Origin of the sequence: Acidovorax sp. Root219 (assembly GCF_001428665.1) — a bacterium.
Taxonomy (GTDB): Bacteria; Pseudomonadota; Gammaproteobacteria; order Burkholderiales; family Burkholderiaceae_C; genus Acidovorax.
Map to the genome: position 1 here is coordinate 140,832 of NZ_LMIJ01000010.1, position 23,732 is coordinate 164,563.

The window sequence follows — 23,732 nt, forward strand, 5'->3', positions numbered from 1 at the left end:
CGCTGCGCGCAACGCCTCGCCCGACCGACCTGCGACCCCACCACACCCACGCTGATCCATGGCCCAGTTCTTCATCAACCGCCCGGTCTTCGCCTGGGTGCTGTCCATCGTCATCATGCTGGCGGGGGCGATGTCCATCTTCACGCTGCCGCTGGAGCAGTACCCCGACATCGCGCCACCGCGCGTGACCATCAACACCACCTATACCGGTGCCTCGGCCGGCACGGTCGACAACTCGGTGACCCAGGTGATCGAGCAGCAGCTCAAGGGCATCGACAGCCTGCTGTACATGGGCTCGACCAGCGACTCCGCCGGCCGCTCGCGCACCACGCTCACGTTTGCCCCCGGCGCCAACATCGACGTGGCCCAGGTGCAGGTGCAGAACAAGCTGCAGGCGGCCATGAACCGCCTGCCCGAGGCCGTGAAAAGCCGCGGCGTGTTCGTGAACAAGGGCGGCCAGGACTTCCTGGTGACCTACGTGTTCACCTCGCCCGACCCCACCGTGACCCAGGTGGCCATTGGCGACTACATCTCCAGCAACGTGGTGGACGTGATCGCCCGCCTGGACGGCGTGGGCGACGTGACCGTGTTCGGCACATCTTATGCCATGCGCATCTGGATCGACCCGGCCAAGATGGAGAAGTTCGCGCTGATGCCGTCGGACCTGATCAACGCGCTCAATGCCCAGAACGCGCAGGTCTCGGCCGGCCAGTTGGGCCAGCAGCCCGCGCCCGCCGGGCAGATGCTCAATGCCACCATCACCGCGCGCACCAAGCTGCAGACGGTGGAGGAGTTCGAGCGCATTGTCCTCAAGTCCGGCACCGATGGCTCGGTGGTCACCATGGCCGATGTGGCCCGGGTGGCGCTGGAGGCGGACAACCTCACCGTGAAGTCGCGCCTGAACGGGCAGCCGGGCGCCGGTATCGGCATCGTGCTGGCCGACGGCGCCAATGCCATGGAAGTGGCCGATGCCGTGGCACGCAAGATGAAGGAGCTCGAACCCTTCTTCCCGGATGGCATCAACGGTGTCGTCAGCTCCGACTCCACCCCGTTCGTGCGCGCCTCCATCGAGGAGGTCGTCAAGACCCTGGCCGAGGCGATGCTGCTGGTGGTGATCGTGATGTTCATCTTCCTGCAGAACTTCCGCGCCACGATGATCCCGGCCATCGCCGTGCCCGTGGTGCTGCTGGGCACCTTCGGCGTGCTCTCGGCGCTGGGCTACTCGATCAACATGCTGACCATGTTCGCCATGGTGCTGGCCATCGGCCTGCTGGTGGACGACGCCATCGTGGTGGTGGAGAACGTGGAACGCGTGATGAGCGAGGAAGGCCTGTCGCCGAAGGAGGCCACGCGCAAGTCGATGAAGGAGATCACGCCTGCACTGGTAGGCATCGGCCTCACCCTGTCGGCCGTGTTCATCCCCATGGCCTTCTTCACGGGCTCCACGGGGGTCATCTACCGCCAGTTCTCCATCACCATCGTCTCGGCCATGGCGCTGTCGGTGTTCGTGGCGCTGACGCTGACCCCTGCGCTGTGCGCCACCCTGCTCAAGCCCATCGAAAAGGGCCACCACGCAGCCCATGACGGCCCGCCAAGGCGTGGCCTGCTCGGCCTGAGCGACCGCTTCTTCGCCTGGTTCAACCGCACGTTCGACAGCACGGCCAACCGCTACCAGCGCGTCGTGGGCGGCCTGCTCAAGCGCAGCCTGCGCATGGTCGTGATCTACCTGGCGATCCTGGTGGGCGTGGGGCTGCTGTTCAAGGTACTGCCCACCTCCTTCCTGCCCAATGAGGACCAGGGTTTCGTGACGGCCTCGATCACCTTGCCCTCTGGCGCCACCGACGAGCGCCTGGGTGTGGTGCTTGATGAAATCAAGGACTACTTTCTGGCCAAGCCCGAAGTGCTGCGTGTGAATTCGATTGCCGGCAACAACGGCAACCAGAACTCCGGCAACATGTTCATCCGGCTCAAGCCCTGGGCGGAACGCCCGCTGCGCAGCCAGTCGGCGGAGGTCATCGCCAGCCAGGCCACCAAGGACCTCGCCAAGATCCGCGACGCACGCATCTTCGTCTCGCTGCCGCCCGCCGTGCGCGGCCTGGGGTCGAGCGCGGGCATCAACTTCATGGTCAAGGACCTCAATGGCCTGGGGCAGGACGCTCTCGTCGCCGCCAAGGACCAGTTGATCGAACTGACCCGCCAGAACCCGATCCTCACCAATGTGCGGACCACCAATTTCGACAACACCTCGGAGCTCAAGGTCACCATCGATGACCGCAAGGCCGCGGCCCAGGGGTTGACCACGGCGGACATCAACGGCGTGCTCTCCAGCGCCATGGGCGGCACCTATGTGAACGACTTCGTGCACCAGGGCCGCGTCAAGCGCGTGTATGTGCAGGGCGATGCGCCCTATCGCATGCTGCCGCAAGACATCGGTCACTGGAGCGTGCGCAACCGCAATGGCGAAATGGTGCCTTTCTCGACCTTTGCCAGCACCTCGTGGACCAACGGCCCGCCCCAGCTCATGCGCTACAACGGCAGCCCCGCCCTGGAACTGCAGGCCGAAACCGCGCCAGGCGCCAGCTCGGGCGACGCCATGGTGGCCATCGAGGAAATCATGAAAAAGCTGCCGCCCGGCATCGGCATGGAGTGGACCGGCGCCTCGCTGCAGGAGCGCCGCTCGGGCTCGCAGGCGCCCTTGCTCTACGCCGTCTCCATCCTCTTCGTGTTCCTGTGCCTGGCGGCCCTGTACGAAAGCTGGAGCGTGCCGTTCTCGGTGATGCTGGCGGTGCCGCTGGGCGTGATCGGCGCCTTGCTGGCCACCTACACGCGCGGCATGACCAACGACGTGTACTTCCAGGTGGGGCTGCTCACCACCGTGGGGCTGGCGTCCAAGAACGCCATCCTGATCGTCGAATTCGCGGTGCAATTGCAAACCCAGGGCAAGAACCTGTACGACGCCACGGTGGAAGCCGTGCGCATGCGCCTGCGCCCCATCCTCATGACTTCGCTGGCCTTCGGCTTCGGCGTGCTGCCTCTGGCCATCGGCACGGGCGCGGGTGCCGGCGGCCGCCAGGCCATCGGCACCGGCGTGCTCGGCGGCATGGTGGCCTCCACCGTGCTGGGGCTGTTCTTCGTGCCCGTGTTCTTCCTGCTCGTGCGCTCCCTGGTCCAGCGGCGCAAGGGCCAGGGCCAGGCCCCCGCCGCGCCCGCCACGCCGCCTGCAGGAGCCCAGGAGGCGCAGGCATGAGCTTCCGTACCGTTCTTGCCTACCCCGTTGTGTCCACCGGCATGTCCAAAGCCCTGATGACTCCCCTGTGCGCCCTGCTGGTCCTGGCCGGCTGCACCAATCTGGCACCCAGCTACGACCGCCCTGTCGCCCCGGTGCCCGCAGCCTTGGACAACGCCGCCACGACGGCAGGCGCCAGCGAGACCTATGCCCCGCTGGGCTGGGACGCGGTGGTGCAGTCTGCACAGTTGCGCGACGTCATCACCCTCGCGCTGCAGAACAACCGCGACCTGCGAGCCGCAGCGCTGGCCATCGAGCGCGCCCAGGCCCAGTACGGCGTGAGCCGCGCCGATCGCCTGCCCAGCGTGAGCGGCACGGCCCAGGGCAGCCGCGCCCGCACCGCCGCCGACCTGACCACCGCCGGCCGCTCGCAGATCGGCGAGCAGTACAGCGCGCAACTGGGCATCACCAGCTATGAGCTCGACTTCTTCGGCCGCGTGCGCAACCTCAACGAGTCCGCACTGCAGGAGGTGCTGCGCGTCACCGACACCCAGCGCAGCGTGCAGCTGAGCCTGGTGGCCGAGGTCACCAATGCCTGGCTCAACCTCGCGGCCGACCAGGCACGCCTGGAGCTGGCGAAGGAAACCCTGCGCTCGCGCGAAGCCTCCTACTCCCTGACCGAGCGCACGCACCGCCTGGGCGGCACCTCGGGCCTGGTGCTGGCGCAGAACCAGACCACAGTGGACAGCGCGCGCGCAGACGTCGCGGCCTTCACCAGCCAGGTGGCGCGCGACCGCAATGCGCTGCAACTGCTGGTGGGCTCGCCCGTTCCCGCCACCCTGCTGCCCGCCGTACAGGTGGCGCCCCCCGTGCCTGTGGCCGCACAGGTGCCGGACGAGCGGCGCAGTGAGCGCGTCACGCAGGCGGCCACGCAGGTGCCCATGCTGCGCGAAAGCGCCCTGCAACTGCTGGCAGTGCCGGCGCAGATCCCGTCGAGCGTGCTGCTCTTGCGCCCCGACGTGATGGCCGCGGAGCGCAGCCTGCAGGCCAGCTACGCCAACATCGGCGCCGCGCGCGCAGCCTTCTTCCCCAGCATCTCGCTCACGGCCAACCTGGGCACGGCCAGCACGGAGCTTTCGGGCCTGTTCGGCAGCGGCAACCTGCTGTGGAGCTTCGTGCCGCAGATCCGGCTTCCGATCTTCGACGGTGGCCGCAACCAGGCCAACCTGGACGTGGCCCACGCCAACCAGCGCATTGCCCTCACGCAGTACGAGAAGGTCATCCAGACCGCCTTCCGCGAAGCCGCCGACGCCCTGGCAGAACGCGCCACGCTGACGGACCGCATCACCGCACAGACCTCGCTGCTGGCGGCGACGGAGCGGGTGTACGCCCTGTCCGAAGCCCGCTTCAAGGCCGGGGCCGACAACTACCTCACGGTGCTCGACGCGCAGCGCTCGCTGTACGCGGCGCAGCAGACCCTGCTGAGCCTGCAGTTGGCCGAGCAGACCAACCGCATCACCTTGTACAAGGTGCTCGGCGGGGGCTGAGCCCCCTTCTCCAGCGCGCTTTCAGACCGGCGAAACCGGCGACTCGCCCGCGAGGTGCCGGCGCGCATTCTCGACGAAGCGGTCCACAGAGGCCTGCACCGCCTCGGGCGACCAGCCGCCCACGTGGGGTGTGAGCACCACGGTGTCCAGATCCAGCAATTCGGCCGGTGGCGCGGGCTCGCTCTCGTAGACATCCAGGCCGGCCCCCGCCACGCGCCCTTCGCGCAACGCCTGGGCCAGCGCTGCAGTGTCGATCACGCTGCCGCGCGCGATATTGACCAGGTAGCCGCGCGGCCCCAGGGCATCTAGCACCGGGGCATTGACCAGGTGCTGTGTGCCTGGCCCGCCGGGCGTAGCCACGACCAGAAAATCGGCCCACTCGGACAGCGACTTCACGTCGCCGAAATAGCGGTAGGGCACGTCCGTGCGCTCGCTGCGGTTGTGGTAGCCCACCTGCAGATCGAAGCCCAGCGCGCGCTGTGCAATCTTCTTGCCGATGGTGCCCAGGCCGATGATGCCGATGCGCTTGTGCGAAACATTCGGTGGCAGCGGCAGTGCCGTGCGCCACACGCCCTGGCGAGTGGCGACATCCAGCTTGGGGATGCCGCGCACGGCCGCGATCAGCAAACCGAAGGCATGGTCGGCCACGCAGTCGTCGTTGGTGCCGGCGCCATTGGCCACCACGATGCCGCGCGCCTTGGCATGCGCCACGGCGATGTTCTCGTAGCCCGCACCCAGGGCGCAGATCAGCGTGAGGGCCGGCAGCGCATCGATCTGCGCGGGCGTGATGCCGATGGAGCCGATGGTGAGCACCACCCGCACGCGGCTACCATGCTCGGCGATGGCAGCCTGGTGCTGGGGCGCATCCGGCACGTAGACCAGATCGAAGGTTTCCGACAATTGGGCGCAGTGTTCTTCCGAGAGAAACGACAGGGCAAGCAGGACAGGTTTCATGGCAGTGGAATCAAAGGGAAATCAAAAGCGGTTCCGATGGATGGAGGCAGGCTTCATGCCGCTCCATCGCTTTGCTGCAGTGCCCACATGCTGGAGTAGCGCCCACGCTGGGCCAGCAGTTCGGCATGGGTGCCGCGCTCGATGATGCGGCCGGCGTCCATGACCAGGATCTCGTGCGCATCGACCACAGTGGACAGGCGGTGCGCGATCAGCAGGGTGGTCTTGTTCTGGGCCGCGCTCTGCAGTTCGGCCTGGATGGCGCGTTCGTTCGCCGAGTCGAGCGCCGAAGTGGCTTCGTCGAAAATCAGGATGGGTGGGTTCTTGAGCAAGGTGCGGGCGATTGCCACGCGCTGTTTTTCGCCGCCCGAGAGCTTGAGCCCGCGCTCACCCACCATGGCCCCATAGCCAGCCGGCGTGCCGGCGATGAAGTCGTGGATGCGCGCCGAACGCGCTGCGCCCTCCACCTCGGCCTGGCTGGCGCCCGGGCGGCCGTAGGCGATGTTGTAGGCGATGGTATCGTTGAACAGCACCGTGTCCTGCGGCACGATGCCGATGGCCTGGCGCACGCTGTCCTGGGTGACCGAGCGGATCTCCTGCCCGGCGATGGTGATGCGCCCCTGCTGGATGTCGTAGAACCGGTAGAGCAGCCGCGCCAGCGTGGACTTGCCCGAGCCCGATGGGCCGACCACGGCCACCGTCTTGCCGGCGGGGATCTCGAAGCTCACGCCCTGCAAAATGGGCCGGCCGCTGGCAGCGCCCTCCCCCTTGCGCGTGTCGTAGGCGAAATGCACGTCCTCGAAACGCACCGTGGCCTGGTCCAGGCCCGCAAGTGGCTGTGCGCCGGGGGCATCAGCCACCTCGCGCTCCTTGTCCATCAGCACGAACATCTTGTCCAGGTCGGTCAGGCTCTGCTTGATCTCGCGGTAGATGACACCGAGGAAGTTCAGCGGAATGTACAGCTGGATCATGAAGGCGTTGACCATGACCAGGTCACCCAGCGTCATGCGGCCGTCGACCACGCCCTGCGTGGCGCGCCACAGCATGGCCACCAGGCCGATGGCGATGATGAGCTGCTGGCCCGCGTTGAGCATGGACAGCGTGGTCTGGCTCTTCAGGCGCGCATGGCGCAGCCGCTCCAGGCTTTCGTCGTAGCGCCGGGCCTCGAAGGCTTCGTTGTTGAAATACTTGACGGTCTCGTAGTTCAGCAGCGAATCGACCGCCTTGGTGTGCGCGGCCGAGTCGAACTCGTTGGCCTCGCGGCGAAACTGGGTGCGCCACTCGGTGACCAGCACCGTGAAGGTGATGTAGAACGCCAGCGCCGCCAGCGTGATCCAGGCGAACCAGGCATCGAATTTGACGGCCAGCACCGTGAGCACCAGGGCCACCTCGACCAGCGTGGCCACCACGTTGAAGAGGGTGAAGGAGATCAGCGACTCGATGCCGCGCACGCCGCGCTCGATGTCGCGCGTCATGCCCCCGGTCTGCCGCTCCAGGTGAAAGCGCAGGCTCAAGGCGTGCAGGTGCTCGAAGGTCTGCAGCGCAATGGAGCGCGCGGCGCCCTGCGTGGCCTTGGCAAACACCAGTTCGCGCAGCTCGCTGAAGATCGAGGTGGACAGGCGCAGCGCCCCGTAGGCCAGCAGCAGACCCACCGGCACCACCAGCAACGTGGCGGGGTCGCCCAGCTTCAGGTCCATGGTGTCGACCAGGGTCTTGAGCAGCACGGGCACGCCCACGTTGGCCACCTTGGCGCCCACCATGAAGACGATGGCCGCGACCACGCGCCATTTGTACTGCCACAGATAGGGCAGCAGGCGGCCAATGGTGGCCCAGTCAGAGGGGGCGGTGGCTGCGGAAGCCGGTGTTTGGAGGGGGGTGGGTTCGCCGACAGGGCGCATGGGGGACAATTCCGGTTGTTGTTCTTACCGACCCGGCTGGCGCCCGGAGGGTTTTTCTTTGGGTTGGCCCTGGAAACCACCCAAGGTGTCCTCCAGCATCCGTGCCAGCCCCAACCGAGATTGTGCCCATGTCCGCGACTTTCAGCCCACCCGCCGCCCTATTGCCCACAGACAAGGAGCTGGTGCTCAAGGTGATCCCCATGCCGGCGGACACCAACGGCAATGGCGACATCTTTGGTGGCTGGGTGATGGCGCAGGTCGACCTGGCCGGTTCGGTGCTGCCGGCGCGCTACATGCAGGGCCGCATGGCGACCGTGGCGGTCAACGAATTCATCTTCAAGCAGCCCGTGCGCGTGGGCGACATCCTGTCGTTCTTCTCATCGATTACGCGCGTGGGCAACACCTCGGTCACCGTGCAGGTGGAGGTGTATGCGGAACGCTTTTCCGACCAGGGGCGCTACGTCAAGGTGACGGAAGCGCGCCTGACCTATGTGGCCATCGACGACGAAGGCCGCCCGCGCCCAGTGCCGCGCCCCAAAAAGGAAGGCGATCAGGCCGGATCGGCGGACTGAAGGACCGGGACCTGCGCGGCCCCGGTCATGGCGTTCAGGCGGCCACGGCCATCGCCGTGGGCTCGGCCCGCACGGGCTGCTGCGCCGGCGCGCTGCGCAATGCCGAGGACGATGAGCTGCCCGAGCCGATGCCCGACTCGATCTCGCCCGCCAACTGACCGCCCTCTTCCACCACCAGCTTGCCGTAGCGGATCTTGCCGTTGACTTTGCCGGTGCTGTAGATCACGAGCTTCTGGCGCACGGTGAGCGTGCCGTTGAACTCACCGTGGATTTCGGCGATGTCGATCTCGGCCGAGCCGCGGAAAGCCCCGTGCTCGGAGATCTGGATCACGCGCGAGTCCATGGTGGCCTCTACCGTGCCCTCGACCACGAGGGTGTCGCAATCGGTGATCTCCACGCCCTTGAGCTTGATGTTGGGGCCCACCGTGAGCTTGCTGCCGGTGGAATCCGAGGCCGGGGAGGGCTTGGCCAGGGCCGGGCTGGCGGGGGCCGATGCCGCCGCAGCGCTGGTGGCAGCTGCAGAGGAGTTGGCCACCGAACTGTTCAGGCCGGTGGAATTGGAAGGACTGTGGCGGGGCTGAAACGACTCGGGTTCACGCTTGCCAAAGAAGGGGTTTTGCACGGCCATCGGTACTCCTTGAAAAGAGGCTTTATCGTAGGAGGGGGCCTACGCGATGGATGCGCGCTTTACGCAAGAACGGTAACCAAACGGTTCACCCGTAGCATGCACTTGCAAGGCTTGCGGGATCACACATGCGCCTGTTACATCCTTGGCCGACAGATGTTCAGGAGACGATGTAGGCCGCAGCCCCCGCCGACATGATCTCGCCGTTGGGCCCCTTGAATTCCATGCGCGTGGTCGCCACGCGCGAGCCCAGCCGCAGCACCTCGGCATGCAGCGTGAAATGGCTACCAATGCCCGGGCGCAGGTAGTCGATGCGCAAATCGATGGTACCGAGCTTGGCAAAGCGGTGCAGGCGCTGGTCGGGCGCCTCGTCCATGTGGCGCGCACCGATGGCGGCCATGACGGCCAGGCCGCCCATGGCATCGAGGCCTGCGCTGATCACGCCGCCGTGCACGCGGTTGTAGGCATAGTGGCCCACCAGTTCGGGTTTCATCTCGATGCGACCCTCCACCCGGTCGGGGTGCAGGCCGGTGATCTTCAGGCCCAGCACCTGGTTGAAGACGATCTTTTCCTCGAAGATGGATTTCAGGCCGGCCACGAATTCGGGCTCGAATTCCTGCGGCGGTGCGGTGCTTGTTTTGCTCATGGTGTTCCTGTGCGTTGTCTCCGTGCGCTCTTCAACGGATAGCAGGCCATGCCATCATGGGTGCGCTTTCCCGGTCATTTTCAATCAAAACTTTCCGTGCCGCCCCTGGCCCGCGGCAAAGCGCGCCGCGCCCCGCAGCGCATCGGCCAGGCAGGCCCTGCCGCCCTGCCATTCCTGCAGCAACGCATCGGCCAGCCGCAGCCCCTCCTGCGCGATCGCGCTTGCACGGTCCGCCCGCAGCGTGGCCTGCGGGAAGGCGGCTATCTCGCCCGCCAGCGCCAGGGCGGCCACCAACGCCTGCCCGGGTGGTACGACACGGTTGCACAGGCCTATGCGCAGCGCCTCGTGCGCCTCGACCTTGCGGCCCGTAAGGATCAGGTCGAGCGCCTGCGACAGCCCGATCAGGCGCGGCAGGCGCACCGTGCCGCCATCGATCAGCGGCACGCCGAAGCGGCGGCAGTACACGCCGAAGTAGGCGTCCTCTTCCATCACGCGCAGGTCGCACCACAGCGCCAGTTCCATGCCGCCAGCCACGGCGGCGCCGCTGATGGCGGCCACCACGGGCTTGGACAGTTGCAGCCGGCTCGGGCCCATGGGCCCCGGTGGATCCGGCGTACTGGCCGCGTAGTCGAGCCCCCTGGCCAAGGCTTCTGGCGAGGTGCCTTCGGCCTGCAACCGGGCACCTGCCTGAAGGTCCCAGCCGGCGCAGAAATGCCCGCCGGCACCATGGAACACGGCCACGTCGGCGCCATCGTCGCGTTCGAAATCCAGAAAGGCTGCATGCAGCGCCTGGGCGGTGGCGGCGTCCACCGCGTTGCGCACGCCGGGTCGGTGCAATGTCACCAGCGTGACACGGCCTTGCTTGTCTACCTCTATGGCCATCGGTTTCTCCTGGCGCCGCATAGGACGCAACCCTTATTGCGCGCACGCCTGCAAAGGGACAACATGCGCCTTGATCCCCATCAGGGTTAGCCCCGAGTGCGGTACGGGCCGCGCACAGGCACCATTATTTATGCAAAGCAAATGCTTTGTATAAATATTCTGGAGAGCCAGTGTGCAATTCGTGCAACTGTTGATCAGCGGGGTCGCCCAGGGCTGCATCTACGGCCTGATCGCGCTCGGCTTCGTGCTCATCTACAAGGCCACCGAAACCGTGAGCTTCGCCCAGGGCGAGCTGATGATGCTGGGCGCCTTCTGCGGCCTGGCGCTGATGACGGTGCTCGGCTGTCCCTTCTGGGTGGCGGTGCTCGCCAGCATCGCGGCCATGGGGTTGTTCGGCACGGTGCTCGAACGTGCCGTGATCCGACCCATCCTGGGCCAGCCCGCGTTCTCCATCGTCATGCTGACCATCGGCATCGGCTACGTGCTGCGTGGCCTGGTGACCATGATCCCCACCATCGGCACCGAGACGCACACGCTGCCCGTACCGTACAAGGACCTGTCGTTCCGCCTGGGCACCCTGGTGGTCAACGCCGAGCAACTGGCCGTGATCGGCGCCACCGGCGTGCTATGCGTGCTGCTGTTCGCGCTGTTCCGCTACAGCAAGCTCGGCATCGCCATGCAGGCCTCGTCGCAAAACCAGCTGGCGGCCTACTACATGGGCATTCCTGTGCAGCGCCTGAACGGCCTGGCCTGGGGCCTGGCGGCCGCTGTCGCGGCCGTGGCCGGGCTGCTGCTGGCGCCCATCACCTTCGTACACGCCAACATGGGGCTGATCGGGCTCAAGGCCTTCCCGGCCGCGGTGGTGGGCGGTTTCGGCAGCCTGCCGGGTGCCATCGTCGGCGGCCTGGTGATCGGCATCGTCGAATCGTTCTCGGGCTTTTACCTGCCCGATGGGTTCAAGGACACCGCCGCCTACATCGTGGTGCTGGTCATGCTGATGGTGCGGCCCAACGGACTGTTTGGCGAAAAGCTGAGAAAGAAAGTCTGACCCCATGCGCTTTCTTTTCAAGACTTCCTACGAGCAGGACCTGCGCCTGGCCAAGCATGGCGGGCACCTGTTCTGGTACGGGTTGCTGGGCCTGGCCCTGGTGGTGGCGCCCTGGGTGGCACCCGAGTACTGGCTGGCGCAGCTGACCTTCGTGCTCATCTACGCCATCGTCGGCCTGGGGCTGATGCTGCTGGCCGGTTTCACGGGGCTGTTCTCGCTCGGGCATGCGGCCTTCCTCGGCGTGGGGGCGTACACGCAGGCGGTGCTCACGGGCATGGGCTGGCCGTTTGCGCTGTCGCTGGCCTGCGCGGCCGGGCTGTCGGCCGCAGTGGGCGTGGTGGTGGGGCTGCCGGCGCTGCGCGTGAAGGGCATCTACCTGGGCATGGCCACGCTGTCGTTCGGCTTCATCGTCGAGGAAGTGTTTGCGCGCTGGGAGTCGGTCACGGGCGGCAACTCAGGCAAGCACCTGGTGCCACCCGAGATCTGGGGCTTCAAGTTCGAGTCCACCGAGTCGTTCTATTTCCTGTGCCTGGTGATTGCCGTGGTCAGCACCCTGGCGATCCTGAACCTGCTGCGCTCGCCCACGGGCCGGGCCTTCGTGGCCATCCGCGATTCGGAGATCTCGGCGCAGAGCATGGGCATCCACCTGGCGCGCTACAAGACGCTGTCGTTCTCGCTGTCGGCTGCGCTGGCCGGCATCGGCGGGGCGTTGTATGCGCACAAGCTGCAGTTCATCTCGCCCGACCAGTTCAACATTTTGCAGTCCATCGACCTGTTGCTGATGATCGTGATCGGCGGGCTGGGCTCGGTGCATGGGGCCTTCCTGGGCGCGATCTTCCTGATCTCCATGCCGCAGCTGATCTCGCTGGGCAAGGACTGGCTGCCGGCCAGCATCGGCCAGGCGCCCGGCCTGCAGGCCGTGGTCTACGGCGCCGTGCTGATCCTCTTCGTGCTGTTCGAGCCCATGGGCCTGTATGGCCGCTGGCTCAAGGTGCGCACCTGGCTGCAGCTGTTTCCGTTCTACCGCAAGGGCTTGTTCAAGCGGCAGAAGTCCTTCCAGAAGTCCGATAGGCTGAGATGAAGCACCCCCTGAGTCGCTTCGCGCCTTCACCCCTCTCTCGCATTGCTGCGCAACACGGGAGGGGGACGCCCCCAGCGCGGCGGGGCGGCCCTTGCGCGGGGGCACTGGCCTCGGGCGCGCCGGTTTCAACGGCTGCGAATGGCGTTCAGCGCAATGGACAACGGAAATGACCCACGTTGCTTTACCCATGACCGACGACATCCTGCTCAGCGCGCAGAACCTCAGCGTGCGCTTTGGCGGCGTGCTGGCCGTGAACAACGTGGGCTTCGAGGTGCGCCGCGGCGAGGTGTTCACCCTGATCGGCCCCAACGGCGCGGGCAAGACCACGGTGTTCAACCTCATCAGCCGCATCTACACGCCCACCACCGGCACCATCCACTACGCCGGCCCGGACGGCATGCTGTCGCTGACCGACCAGCCGCCGCACAAGGTGGCGGGCCTGGGGATTGCGCGCACTTTCCAGAACATCGAGCTGTTCGAGCATGCCAGCGTGCTGCACAACCTGTTGATCGGCCGCCACACGCGCCGCGAGACGGGCCTGTGGGCCGACCTGCTGTTCACCCGCCGCGTGCGCGACGCCGAGGTGCGTGCGCGCGAGAAGGCCGAGGAGATCATCGACTTCCTGGACCTGCAGCACTACCGCGACACCCTGGTGGCCGGCCTGCCCTACGGCGTGCGCAAGGTGGTGGAACTGGCCCGGGCGCTGTGCACCGAGCCGCGCCTGCTGCTGCTGGACGAGCCCTCCTCGGGCCTGAACGTGGAGGAGACGGATGACATGGCCTTCTGGATCCAGGACATCCAGCACGAGCTGGGGATCACCGTGCTGATGGTGGAGCACGACATGTCGTTGGTGTCCAAGGTGTCTGACCGCGTGCTGGCCATGAACCAGGGCGAGGTGGTGGCCATGGGCACGCCGCGCGAGGTGCAGTCGCACCCCGGCGTGATCGAGGCCTACCTGGGCACCATCGACGACGTGAGCAACCTGCGCCGCCCGGCGGGCAGCGCACCGGCAAGGATGGCACGATGACCGTCATTCCATTTCCCGGACCATCCGGCGCCAGCGCTGCCGAGGGCATGCCGCTGCTGCGCCTGCAGAACGTGGAGAGCGCCTACGGCCCCATCAAGGCCATCCGCGGCGTGAGCCTGCAGGTGCAGCGCGGCGAGATCGCGGCCGTGCTGGGCAGCAACGGCGCGGGCAAGACCACCATCCTCAAGACCATCTCGGGCATCATCGACCCGCGCCGGGGGTCCATCGAATTCCAGGGCGCCCACATCACCGCAGCCGACCCGGCTGCCATCGTGCGCCGGGGGCTGGTGCATGTGCCCGAGGGACGCGAGGTATTCGCCCTTCTGTCAGTGCGCGACAACCTGCTCATGGGCGCCTACACGCGCAGCGATGCCGACGCCGTGGCACGCGACCTGGAGCTGGTGTACGGCTACTTCCCCATCCTCCGGGAGCGCGCCGGGCAGGACGCGGGCCTGCTTTCGGGTGGCCAGCAGCAGATGCTGGCGATCTCGCGCGCCCTCATGGCCGCCCCCGAACTGATCCTGCTCGACGAGCCCAGCCTGGGCCTGTCGCCCAAGCTCACCAAGGAGATCTTCGAGATCGTGGTGCGCATCAACCGCGAGCGCGGCACCACCATCCTGCTGGTGGAGCAGAACGCCAACATGGCGCTCAATGCCTCCGACTACGGCTACGTGCTGGAGAACGGCCGCATCGTGATGGAAGACAGCTGCGAGCGCCTGCGCGAAAAGGACGACATCAAGGAGTTCTACCTGGGCATGAAGGACGCCGGCGTGCGCGGCGAACGGCGCTGGAAGAAGAAGAAGAACTGGAGGTGACCGGCATGTCCAACCTATGGGACCTCTCCCACATCCAGCCGGCCGGCACCGACGTGCTCGCGGGCGACACCATTGCCGCGATGTTCTGGAACGGCGTGGCCCAGCGCGGCCCGCGCGTGTGGATGCGCCAGAAGCAGCTCGGCATCTGGAAGAGCTGGACCTGGAACCAGACCGCCGATGCCGTGCGCGAGATCGCGGGTGGCCTGATGGCGCTGGGGTTCGCGCCAGGCGAATGCGCCTCCATCCTGTCCAACACCAACATCGAGTGGGTGCTGGCGGACCTGGCCGTGCTCAGCTGCGGCGGCGTCTCCAACGGCATCTACCCCACCGACGCGGCCAGTCAGGTGCACTACCTGAGCGAAGACTCGCGCACCAGCGTGCTCTTTGTGGAAGACGATGAACAGCTGGACAAGGCGCTGGAGGTGCGTGGCGCCCTGCCCTTGCTGCGCAAGATCGTGGTCTTCGACATGGAGGGCCTGCGCAGCCTGGAAGACCCCGGCATCATCAGCCTGCAGGCCTTGCGCGCGCTGGGCCGCGAGTGGAGCCAGGGGCATGCAGGCGAGCTGGAGCGCCGTGTGCAGGCCTGCCGGCCCGAGGACGTGGCCATTCTGGTTTACACCTCGGGCACCACCGGCAAGCCCAAGGGCGCCATGCACACCCATGGCGCACTCACCTACACCGTGCGCGGCTACAACACGCTGATCTCGCGCACCGAGGAGGACGAGGCCATGTGCTTCCTGCCGCTGTGCCACATCGCCGAACGCATGGGGGGCGAATACTTCTCGCTGTACACCGGCTCGCGCCTGAACTTCGTGGAAAACCCCGACACCGTGCCCGATAACGTGCGCGAGATCGCCCCCACGGTGTTCACCGCCGTGCCGCGCGTGTGGGAGAAGTTCTATTCCGGCGTGATGATCGCGCTGAAGGAATCCACCGCGCTGCAGCAGGCGGCCTACGCCTGGTCCATCGGCGTGGGCACGCGCATTGCCGACCAGGTGCTGGCCGGGCAGCCCGTGGGGGCGGTACAGAAGCTGCAGTTCCAGCTGGCACGCTGGCTGGCGCTCAACAACGTGCGCAAGCTCATCGGCATCCACCGCGCGCGCTTCCTGGTCACGGGGGCCGCGCCCATCTCGCCCGAGCTCGTGAAGTGGTACCTGGCGCTGGGCGTGCCTATGCTGGAGGTGTGGGGCATGACCGAGACCTGCGGCGCCGCCACCGGCGTGCCGGCCAGCCGCATCAAGCCCGGCTCCATCGGCCCGGCCGCCAGCTACAACGAGGTGCGCGTGGATCCGACTACCGGCGAGATCCAGGTGCGCGGCCCGAACGTGTTCAAGGGCTACCTGAACCAGCCCGAGAAGACGGCCGAGACCATCGATGCCGACGGCTGGCTGCACACCGGCGACGTGGGGGTGATCGACGCCGATGGCTACCTGCGTATCACCGACCGCATGAAGGACATCATCATCACCGCCGGGGGCAAGAACATCACCCCGAGCGAGCTGGAGAACGAGCTCAAGTTCAGCCCCTATGTGACGGACGCAGTGGTGATCGGCGATGCCCGCCCCTACCTCACGGTGATCATCATGATCGACCAGGAGAACGTGGAGAAGTACGCGCAGGACCACGACGTGCCGTTCTCCAACTACGCCAGCCTCACGCGCGCCCCCGAGGTGCAGGCCCTGATACAGGCCGAGGTGGACCGGGTTAACACCCGCTTCGCACGCGTGGAGCAGATCAAGAAGTTCTTCCTGCTCGACACGCAGCTCTCGGCCGAGGACGAGGAACTGACCCCCACCATGAAGCTCAAGCGCAAGCTGGTGCAGCAGAAGTACGCAGAGCGCATAGAAGCCATGTACCGGTGAACTTCCCATAGGGAAAGTGCTGGTGCCCCACCCTGGGCATCGTTCTATAACGACGAATCCGATCCATCCAAGGAGACGTGCCATGAAACTTCATACCATTGCCGCGCTGGCCATCGTGGCCATGTCCGGCGGCGCCGCGCAGGCCCAGGCCACGCAGGGCGTGGCCAAGGACACCATCACGCTGGGCTCCATCCAGGATCTGTCGGGGCCGCTAGCGGGCTTTGGCAAGCAGGTGCGCCTGGGGATGATGCTGCGCGTGGACGAGGCCAACGAGCAAGGCGGCGTCAACGGCCGCAAGCTTGACCTCAAGGTGGAGGACTCGGGCTATGACCCCAAGAAGGCGGTGCTGGCGGCGCAGAAGCTCGTCAACCAGGACAAGATCTTCATGATGGTGGCGCACATCGGTACGGCGCAGAACCTGGCGGCCATGCCGGTGCAGTTCAGCAAGAACGTGATCAACTTCTTCCCGGTGACGGCCGCGCGCGAGATGTACGAGCCCTTCCACAAGCTCAAGTACTCGTTCGCCGCGACCTACTACGACCAGATCCGCCTGGCAGCACCCAAGCTCATCAAGGAAAAGGGCGCCAAGAAGATCTGCACCATCTACCAGGACGACGAGTTCGGGCTGGAGGTGATGCGCGGCGGCGAAGCGGCCCTTAAGGCCATGGGCACCGACTTCGCCGAGAAGACCTCGTACAAGCGCGGCGCCACCGACTTCTCGTCCCAGGTGGCGAAGATGAAGGCGGCGGAGTGCGACTTCGTGGTCCTGGGCACCATCATCCGCGAGACCATCGGCACCATCGGCGAGGCGCGCAAGACCGGCTTCAACCCCACCTTCCTGGGTTCGAGCGCGGCCTACACCGACCTGATCCACAAGCTGGGCGGCAAGCCCATGGACGGCCTGTACGCCACCATGACGGTGCAGCACCCCTACCTGGACGAGGCCTCGCAGCCGATCCGCTTCTGGGCCACCAAGTACAAGACCAAGTTCAATGAAGACCCGACGGTGTTCTCGGTCTACGGCTACGGCGCCATCGATGCCTTCATCCGCGCGGCGCAAAAGGCCGGCACCTCGCTGACCACCGAGAGCTTCATCAAGGCCATGGACACCATGGTGATCCCGCCCGACATGTTCGGCAGCGCCGAGGCGACCTACGGACCGCAGAAGCGCCTGGGCAGCGACCTCTCGCGCCTGTCGCAGATCCAGGACGGCAAGTGGAAGGTGGTGTCGGACTACGTCAAGTAGGCACGCCCACGACCACCTGCCAGGCCGTCCCGCGTGGACGGCCTTTTTGTTGCCGCGAACCCATGGCAGAATTTTGAAAAGCACCTGCTTTGCAAAATTACTCTGGAGACACGCACCATGATAGAACGCACCCTTTTCAACGCCGACCACCAGGCCTTTGCCGAGAGCTTTGCGCGCTTTCTCGACAAGGAGGTCGCGCCGCACCACGCCGCCTGGGAGGAACAGGGCTATGTGGACCGCGCCGTGTGGACCAAGGCCGGTGAGAACGGCTTTCTGTGCATGGCCCTGCCCGAAGAATACGGCGGCGCGGGCGCCGACAAGCTCTACTCGGTGGCGCAGATGGAGGCCATTGCACGCGCGGGCTTCACCGGCATCGGCTTCGGGCTGCACAGCGAGATCGTGGCGCCCTACCTCCTGCACTACGGCACCGAGGAACAAAAGCGCCGCTACCTGCCGCAGCTGGCCAGCGGTGCCATGGTGGGCGCCATCGCCATGAGCGAGCCGGCCGCCGGCAGTGACCTGCAGGGCATCAAGGCCACGGCCGTCAAGAGCGCGGACGGCTCGCACTATGTGCTCAACGGCAGCAAGACCTTCATCACCAATGGCTGGCATGCAGACCTGGTGATCGTGGTCGCCAAGACCGACCCGGCGGCCGGCGCCAAGGGCACCAGCCTGTTCCTGGTAGAGCGCGGCATGCCGGGGTTCGAGAAAGGGCAGCGCCTGAAAAAGCTGGGCATGAAGGCGCAGGACACCTCCGAGCTGTTCTTCACCGACGTGAAGGTGCCGGCCGACAACCTGCTGGGTGGCCCGGCCATGGAGGGGCGCGGCTTCATCTGCCTGATGGAGCAACTGCCCTGGGAGCGCCTGCAGATCGCCATCACCGCCGTGGCCGCTTCCCAGGCGGCCATCGACTGGACGGTGGACTACGTCAAGCAGCGCAAGGTCTTCGGCCAGCCCGTGGCCAGCTACCAGAACACCCGCTACACCCTGGCCGAACTGCAGACCGAGGTGCAGGTGGCGCGCGTGTTCGTGGACAAGTGCTGCGAACTCATCGGGGCCAGCCAGCTCGACACCGCCACGGCCAGCATGGCCAAGTACTGGACCACCGACCTGCAGTGCAAGGTGATGGACGAATGCCTGCAGCTGCACGGGGGCTATGGCTACATGTGGGAGTACCCCATCACCCGGGCCTATGCCGACGCCCGCGTGCAGCGCATCTACGGCGGCACCAACGAGATCATGAAAGAAGTGATCACCCGCGCGATGGGGCTGGGCAAGTAGCCGCGCCCCTCGACATCAGAGGCCTGCTTGCTGTCCTAGAGCAGCCAGGTCTCGCGGATCTCTTCGGGGCTGAGCTTGCGCGGGGCCGGTGCGGTTCCGCGCACCTGCAGCCAATCGCGCACTCCATCGCGGCCGCTGAGACCACGCACCAGCAAGAGCCCCGCAGCAATCCCGCGGGCGGCTGCTGCACTGCGGCTGGGGGCCATGAATGCCGACACGGCCAGCCCTGCGCCTGCGGCCAGCGCCAGATGGTGCTCCAGGAAAAAGCCCGAGCGCGCGTCGTCGTACTCGATGGCGTCGCGCGCCAGGAGTTGCAGGGATTCGGAAAGGGTTTTTGCCATGTTCTGGATTGTCGAGGATCAGAAAGCAGCCAGTGTCCACAGGGTACGGCACGATCCGGCAATGTCGGCAGCGCGTCCCCTGCAGGCCCGGCCCGGAAGACAACAGGATAGCGCGTTGGCAGCGCAGTTCCCTGCAGGCCGATTCCTACAAACTCCGCTTACCAAATCCCACGCGCTGTTACAGATGGGCCGCTTAAATTGGGAGGTGAGGCGCCCTGCGCGTGCGGGCGCCGAGAACGGTGTCCTCTTTTCAGGAGACTTCCATGAGACATGTACGGCGCAGCACTTCCCCCTGGCTCATTGCCGCCATCAGCGGCGCCCTCTTCGGCGTGGTGTGCGGCATGGCCCGCGCGCAGGCGCCAGCCGATGCGTCCATGTCCTCGCGCTCGGTGCTGCCCTTCACCCAGTCCGGCTATATCGGCCTGTCGGGCGGGCGTTCCCAATACGACCTGGCGACGGGGCCCGCAGGCCTGGCCTACGATGACACCGACACGGCCTGGAAGCTCAGCGCCGGCGGGTACTTCCACCGCAATGTCGGGGTCGAGGTCAGCTATCTCGATTTCGGCCGCGCCTACCGGCTGGACGGCCGTACCAAGGCCCAGGGCATCAACCTGAGCCTGGTGGGGCGCGCACCGATCGGCGAGCGCCTGGAGCTGTTCGCCAAGGCCGGCACCACCTACAGCCGGACCTCCACCTCCGCGCAGCCCGTGTACGGCCTGCGCGCCGGCAAGAACAGCGGCATGGGCCTGTCCTACGGCATCGGCGCCAGTTGGGGCTTCACACCGAACATTGCCGCCGTGCTGGAATGGGAGCGCCATCGCCTGCGCTTCTCGGACGACACCGCCCCCGCCGACATGGCCACCGTGGGCGTGCGCTACAAGTTCTGACCCCCGGCACACCGGGCGCCGCGCTCCGCCCCTGCAGCGGCTGTCGTCCCCCTGCGTTCTCCAGCTGTCACCATTTATACAAAGCGGGTGATCTGCATAAAGCTGTCCCGCCCTATACTGCGGCGACAACTGGAGACACGCCATGACACAAGCCTATGTGTTCGATGCCATCCGCACGCCGCGGGGCAAGGGCAAGAAGGACGGAAGCCTGCACGAGGTCAAGCCCATCAGCCTGCTCACCGGCCTGCTGGCCGAGCTGCACCGCCGCCACCGCTTCGATACCGCTGCGGTGGACGACATCGTGATGGGCATCGTTTCACCCGTGGGCGAACAAGGCTCGGTTTTGCCCAAGGTGGCGGCACTCAAGGCGGGTTGGGACTTCCGCGCCTCGGGGCTGCAGGTCAACCGCTTTTGTGCGTCGGGCCTGGAGGCCGTGAACCTGGCTGCGCAGAAGGTGCGCTCGGGCTGGGAAGACCTGGTGGTGGCCGGCGGCGTGGAGAGCATGAGCCGCGTGCCCATTGGCTCGGACGGCGGCGCCTGGGCGCAGGACCCGGACACCAACTCGGCCACCCTGTTCGTGCCCCAGGGCATCGGTGCGGACCTGATCGCCACGCTCGACGGCTTCACGCGCTGCGACGTGGATGCCTATGCCGTCGAATCCCAGCGCCGCGCCGCCGCCGCCCGTGCGGCAGGGTACTTCAAGCAATCCGTGGTGCCCGTCCAGGACTTCCTGGGCCTGCCCATCCTGGAAGAGGACGAGTTCATCAAGCCGCAGACCACACTCGAAGGCCTGGCCGCGCTGAAGCCCTCGTTCGAGCAACTGGGCGGCATGGGCTTCGACGCCGTGGCGCTGCAGCGCTACCCCGAGGTGGAGCGCATCCACCATGTGCACCATGCAGGCAATGCCTCGGGCATCGTCGATGGCGCGGCGGCGGTGCTGATCGGCAACGAGGCCGCCGCAGCAGCCCATGGCCTCACACCCCGCGCGCGCATCGTGGCCACGGCGCTCAGCGGCGCCGACCCGACCATCATGCTCACCGGCCCCATGCCGGCCGCTCGCAAGGCGCTGGCCCGCGCCGGCATGACCATCGACCAGATCGACCTGTTCGAGGTCAACGAGGCCTTTGCGGCCGTGCCCATGCGCTTCATGCGCGAACTGGGTGTGCCGCGCGAGAAGGTCAACGTCAACGGCGGCGCCATCGCCATGGGGCACCCGCTGGGCGCCACGGGCGCCATGATCCTGGGCACGCTGATCGACGAGCTGCACCGCAGGCAACTGCGCTATGGCCTGGCCACCCTGTGCGTGGGCGGCGGCATGGGCATCGCCACCATCGTGGAGCGCGTGTGATGACGACGACAGGGAACACCATGCAGACCATCCGCTACGAACTCCTCGACGCCGCAGACGGCAAGGTGGCCCTCATCACCTTCGACGAACCGGACTCCAGCGTCAACACCATGTGCCGCCAGTGGCAGGCCGACCTGGGCGAGGCCACGGCCCGCGTGGTTGCCGACCGCGCCCAGCTCAAGGGCGTGGTGCTGGCATCGGCCAAGACCAGCTTCTTCGCGGGCGCCGACCTCAAGGCCACGATGCGGCTCACGCCGGCCGATGCGCCCACGGCCTTTGGCGAGATCGAGCGCATGAAGCAGCACTTTCGCACGCTGGAGACCCTGGGCATCCCGGTGGTCAGCTGCCTCAACGGTGCGGCCCTGGGCGGTGGCTGGGAGGTGGCGCTGGTGGGCCACTACCGCATCGCCGTGGACAACCCGCGCATCCAGTTCGGCTTGCCCGAAGTGACCCTGGGGCTGATGCCTGGCGCCACCGGTATCACCAAGATGACGCGCCTGCTTGGCCTGATGGGTGCGCAGCCCTATCTGCTCGAAGGCAAACTCTTCAACCCGCGCGAGGCGCTGGAGCTGCAGCTGGTGCACGAACTGGTGGCCACGCCCGAGCAATTGCGGCCTGCCGCGCTGGCACGCATCGCCACGCACCCGCATTCTGTGCAGCCTTGGGACGACAAGAACCACAGGATGCCCGGCGGCACGCCCGCCAACCCCAAGGTGGCTGCGGCGCTGAGCGTGGCGCCCGCCATGCTCAAAAAGACCACGCGCGGGCGCTACCCGGCGCCCGAGGCCATCCTGGCCACCATGGTCGAAGGCGCCATCGTCGACTACGACACCGCGCTGCGCATCGAAAGCCGCTACCTCGCACGCCTGATGACCGGACCCGTGGCGCGCAACATGATCAACACGTTCTTCTTCGACATGAACGCGATCAAGAGCGGCCAGTCGCGCCCCGGCCAATCCCCGCGCTACAAGCCGCAGAAGGTCGGCATCCTGGGCGCCGGCATGATGGGCGCCGGCATCGCGTGGGCCCAGGCCAGCCGGGGCATCACCACCGTGCTCAAGGATGTCACGCAGGAAAAAGCCGATGCCGGCAAGGCCTACAGCGCCAAACTCTCGCAGGCGCGCGTGGACAAGGGGCGCATGGAGGCTGCGGCACAGCAAGCCCTTCTGGAGAAGATCGTACCGACAGCCAGCGCGGCCGACCTGGCGGGCTGCGACCTGGTGATCGAGGCCGTGTTCGAGAACCGCGAACTCAAGGCGAACGTGACGCGCGAAGCAGAGCCTCATCTGGCCGAAGGCGGCTTCTTCGCCAGCAACACGTCCACCCTGCCCATCAGCGGCCTGGCCCAGGCCAGCCGCCGGCCCGAAAAGTTCGTCGGCATCCACTTCTTCAGCCCCGTGGACAAGATGAAGCTGGTGGAGATCATCCGCGGCAAGGAAACCGACGACGAGACCGTGGCGCGTGCGTTCGACTACGTGCAGGCCCTGGGCAAGGTGCCCATCGTGGTCAACGATTCGCGCGGCTTCTATACCAGCCGCACCTTTGGCACCTACGTGATGGAGGGCGCCGCCCTGCTCGGCGAGGGTGTGCCCGCCGCGCTGATCGAGAACGCGGCGATGCAGGCCGGCATGCCGGTGGGGCCGCTGGCCGTGCTGGACGAGACGGCACTGACCTTGAGCGTGCATGTGCTCGACCAGACGCGCGCGGACTACGCAACGGAAGGCCGCAGCTACCAGGCCACGGCCGGGGAGTTGCTGGTGGAGCGCATGGTCAAGGAGCTCAAGCGTCCTGGCCGTGCGGGTGGGGGCGGGTTCTATGACTACCCTGCGGGCGGTCGCAAGCAGTTGTGGCCTCAACTGCGTTCGCTGTTTGAAGGCGTTGCTGGTTCCGAGACCTTGGGCGTGCAGGAGATTCAGGATCGGTTGCTGTACCGGCAGGCGGTGGAGACGGCGCGGTGTCTGGCGGAGGGGGTGCTCACCAGCGTGCACGATGCGAACATCGGGTCGATCTTTGGGATCGGGTTTCCGGCGTGGACTGGGGGGGCGATGCAGTTCATCTATGGGACAGGGGTCGAAGCATTCCTGGCGCGGGCAGATGAGTTGGCGCGGCGGTTCGGGACTGGGTTTACTCTGGATGCGGCGGCGCGCTCGGCCATTGAGCGGTTTCAGCCTCGGTATTGAGTGTTGAAGCCGGAGCCTTGCTGAACGATTTTCTTGATTAAAGGGCGGAGGCCGGGATGTGCGCCCGGCGGCGCACCTACTTTCTTTTTGCGCAAAAAGAAAGTNGAGCGCCCCGCAGTCTGCGTCCCTCCGCTTCGCTGCGGGCAACCTGCGATGCTCGGTCCTGGGGTGGTGCCGCAGAACTCACTGCGTTTGGCCTGTGGCCAAACTCCGTTCAAACAGCTGCGGCAAGCCAGATCACGAAGTGCGTGTGTCCTTCGGCACACGCA

19 protein-coding genes are annotated in these 23,732 nt (G+C 66.6%); 13 read left to right on the plus strand and 6 right to left on the minus strand.

Annotation, left to right across the window (positions count from 1 at the left end; genetic code table 11):
* The first annotated feature begins 58 nt into the window (after window positions 1–58).
* Both ASE28_RS09035 and ASE28_RS09040 read left to right on the plus strand, forming a co-directional pair.
* On the plus strand, window positions 59–3,247 hold the full coding sequence (locus tag ASE28_RS09035; protein ID WP_057266319.1) for an efflux RND transporter permease subunit: 3,189 nt from the start codon (window positions 59–61) through the stop codon (window positions 3,245–3,247).
* Window positions 3,244–4,773, plus strand: coding sequence for a TolC family protein (locus tag ASE28_RS09040; protein WP_369818139.1), 1,530 nt, complete (start codon window positions 3,244–3,246; stop codon window positions 4,771–4,773). The genes ASE28_RS09035 and ASE28_RS09040 overlap by 4 nt, the downstream gene beginning before the upstream one ends.
* Before the next feature lie 21 nt (window positions 4,774–4,794).
* Here ASE28_RS09040 and ASE28_RS09045 read toward each other — a convergent pair whose 3' ends face one another.
* Window positions 4,795–5,727, minus strand: a complete 933-nt coding sequence (locus tag ASE28_RS09045) for a 2-hydroxyacid dehydrogenase (RefSeq protein ID WP_057266320.1) — start codon at window positions 5,725–5,727, stop codon at window positions 4,795–4,797.
* A gap of 53 nt (window positions 5,728–5,780) precedes the next feature.
* On the minus strand, window positions 5,781–7,622 hold the full coding sequence (locus ASE28_RS09050) for an ABC transporter ATP-binding protein/permease (protein ID WP_057266321.1): 1,842 nt from the start codon (window positions 7,620–7,622) through the stop codon (window positions 5,781–5,783).
* Between the two features lie 128 nt (window positions 7,623–7,750).
* Between ASE28_RS09050 and ASE28_RS09055 the strand changes: the two genes are divergently transcribed.
* Window positions 7,751–8,194, plus strand: coding sequence for an acyl-CoA thioesterase (locus tag ASE28_RS09055; protein WP_057200093.1), 444 nt, complete (start codon window positions 7,751–7,753; stop codon window positions 8,192–8,194).
* A gap of 34 nt (window positions 8,195–8,228) precedes the next feature.
* Here ASE28_RS09055 and ASE28_RS09060 read toward each other — a convergent pair whose 3' ends face one another.
* From ASE28_RS09060 to ASE28_RS09070, 3 genes are all read right to left on the minus strand, one after another.
* The gene (locus ASE28_RS09060; protein WP_057266322.1) at window positions 8,229–8,822 is read right to left on the minus strand and encodes a polymer-forming cytoskeletal protein; all 594 of its coding nucleotides are present in this window, start codon (window positions 8,820–8,822) and stop codon (window positions 8,229–8,231) included.
* A 157-nt stretch (window positions 8,823–8,979) separates the two neighbouring features.
* Complete coding sequence (locus ASE28_RS09065; RefSeq protein WP_057266323.1) at window positions 8,980–9,465, minus strand: thioesterase family protein; 486 nt, start codon at window positions 9,463–9,465, stop codon at window positions 8,980–8,982.
* An 84-nt stretch (window positions 9,466–9,549) separates the two neighbouring features.
* On the minus strand, window positions 9,550–10,347 hold the full coding sequence (locus ASE28_RS09070; RefSeq protein WP_057266324.1) for a crotonase/enoyl-CoA hydratase family protein: 798 nt from the start codon (window positions 10,345–10,347) through the stop codon (window positions 9,550–9,552).
* 172 nt (window positions 10,348–10,519) lie between these two features.
* Between ASE28_RS09070 and ASE28_RS09075 the strand changes: the two genes are divergently transcribed.
* The 7 genes from ASE28_RS09075 (at window position 10,520) to ASE28_RS09105 (ending at window position 18,707) form a co-directional block, all read left to right on the plus strand.
* Complete coding sequence (locus ASE28_RS09075) at window positions 10,520–11,395, plus strand: branched-chain amino acid ABC transporter permease (protein ID WP_057266325.1); 876 nt, start codon at window positions 10,520–10,522, stop codon at window positions 11,393–11,395.
* 4 nt (window positions 11,396–11,399) lie between these two features.
* A complete protein-coding gene (locus ASE28_RS09080) occupies window positions 11,400–12,476 on the plus strand; it encodes a branched-chain amino acid ABC transporter permease (RefSeq protein WP_057266326.1) in 1,077 nt (358 codons plus the stop codon).
* Between the two features lie 187 nt (window positions 12,477–12,663).
* Complete coding sequence (locus ASE28_RS09085; protein ID WP_057200087.1) at window positions 12,664–13,503, plus strand: ABC transporter ATP-binding protein; 840 nt, start codon at window positions 12,664–12,666, stop codon at window positions 13,501–13,503.
* Window positions 13,500–14,318 carry an ABC transporter ATP-binding protein gene (locus ASE28_RS09090; protein ID WP_057266327.1) on the plus strand — a complete coding sequence of 273 codons (819 nt, stop codon included), beginning with the start codon at window positions 13,500–13,502 and terminating at the stop codon, window positions 14,316–14,318. The genes ASE28_RS09085 and ASE28_RS09090 overlap by 4 nt, the downstream gene beginning before the upstream one ends.
* 5 nt (window positions 14,319–14,323) lie before the next feature.
* Window positions 14,324–16,180: a long-chain fatty acid--CoA ligase gene (locus ASE28_RS09095; protein WP_057266572.1), complete on the plus strand. Its 1,857-nt coding sequence runs from the start codon at window positions 14,324–14,326 to the stop codon at window positions 16,178–16,180.
* A gap of 82 nt (window positions 16,181–16,262) precedes the next feature.
* Window positions 16,263–17,426: an ABC transporter substrate-binding protein gene (locus ASE28_RS09100; protein WP_057266328.1), complete on the plus strand. Its 1,164-nt coding sequence runs from the start codon at window positions 16,263–16,265 to the stop codon at window positions 17,424–17,426.
* Between the two features lie 117 nt (window positions 17,427–17,543).
* Window positions 17,544–18,707, plus strand: a complete 1,164-nt coding sequence (locus ASE28_RS09105; protein WP_057266329.1) for an acyl-CoA dehydrogenase family protein — start codon at window positions 17,544–17,546, stop codon at window positions 18,705–18,707.
* Between the two features lie 35 nt (window positions 18,708–18,742).
* Here the strand turns inward: ASE28_RS09105 and ASE28_RS09110 are convergent, their stop codons facing one another.
* Window positions 18,743–19,048, minus strand: a complete 306-nt coding sequence (locus ASE28_RS09110; protein ID WP_057266330.1) for a hypothetical protein — start codon at window positions 19,046–19,048, stop codon at window positions 18,743–18,745.
* Between the two features lie 263 nt (window positions 19,049–19,311).
* On the opposite strand from ASE28_RS09110, the gene ASE28_RS09115 reads away from it, so the two are divergent.
* From ASE28_RS09115 to ASE28_RS09125, 3 genes are all read left to right on the plus strand, one after another.
* A complete protein-coding gene (locus ASE28_RS09115; RefSeq protein WP_057266331.1) occupies window positions 19,312–19,935 on the plus strand; it encodes an outer membrane beta-barrel protein in 624 nt (207 codons plus the stop codon).
* 142 nt (window positions 19,936–20,077) lie between these two features.
* Window positions 20,078–21,283 carry an acetyl-CoA C-acetyltransferase gene (locus tag ASE28_RS09120; RefSeq protein ID WP_057266332.1) on the plus strand — a complete coding sequence of 402 codons (1,206 nt, stop codon included), beginning with the start codon at window positions 20,078–20,080 and terminating at the stop codon, window positions 21,281–21,283.
* Window positions 21,284–21,303: 20 nt separating this feature from the next.
* Window positions 21,304–23,463, plus strand: a complete 2,160-nt coding sequence (locus ASE28_RS09125; protein ID WP_057266333.1) for a 3-hydroxyacyl-CoA dehydrogenase NAD-binding domain-containing protein — start codon at window positions 21,304–21,306, stop codon at window positions 23,461–23,463.
* Window positions 23,464–23,732 lie beyond the last annotated feature (269 nt).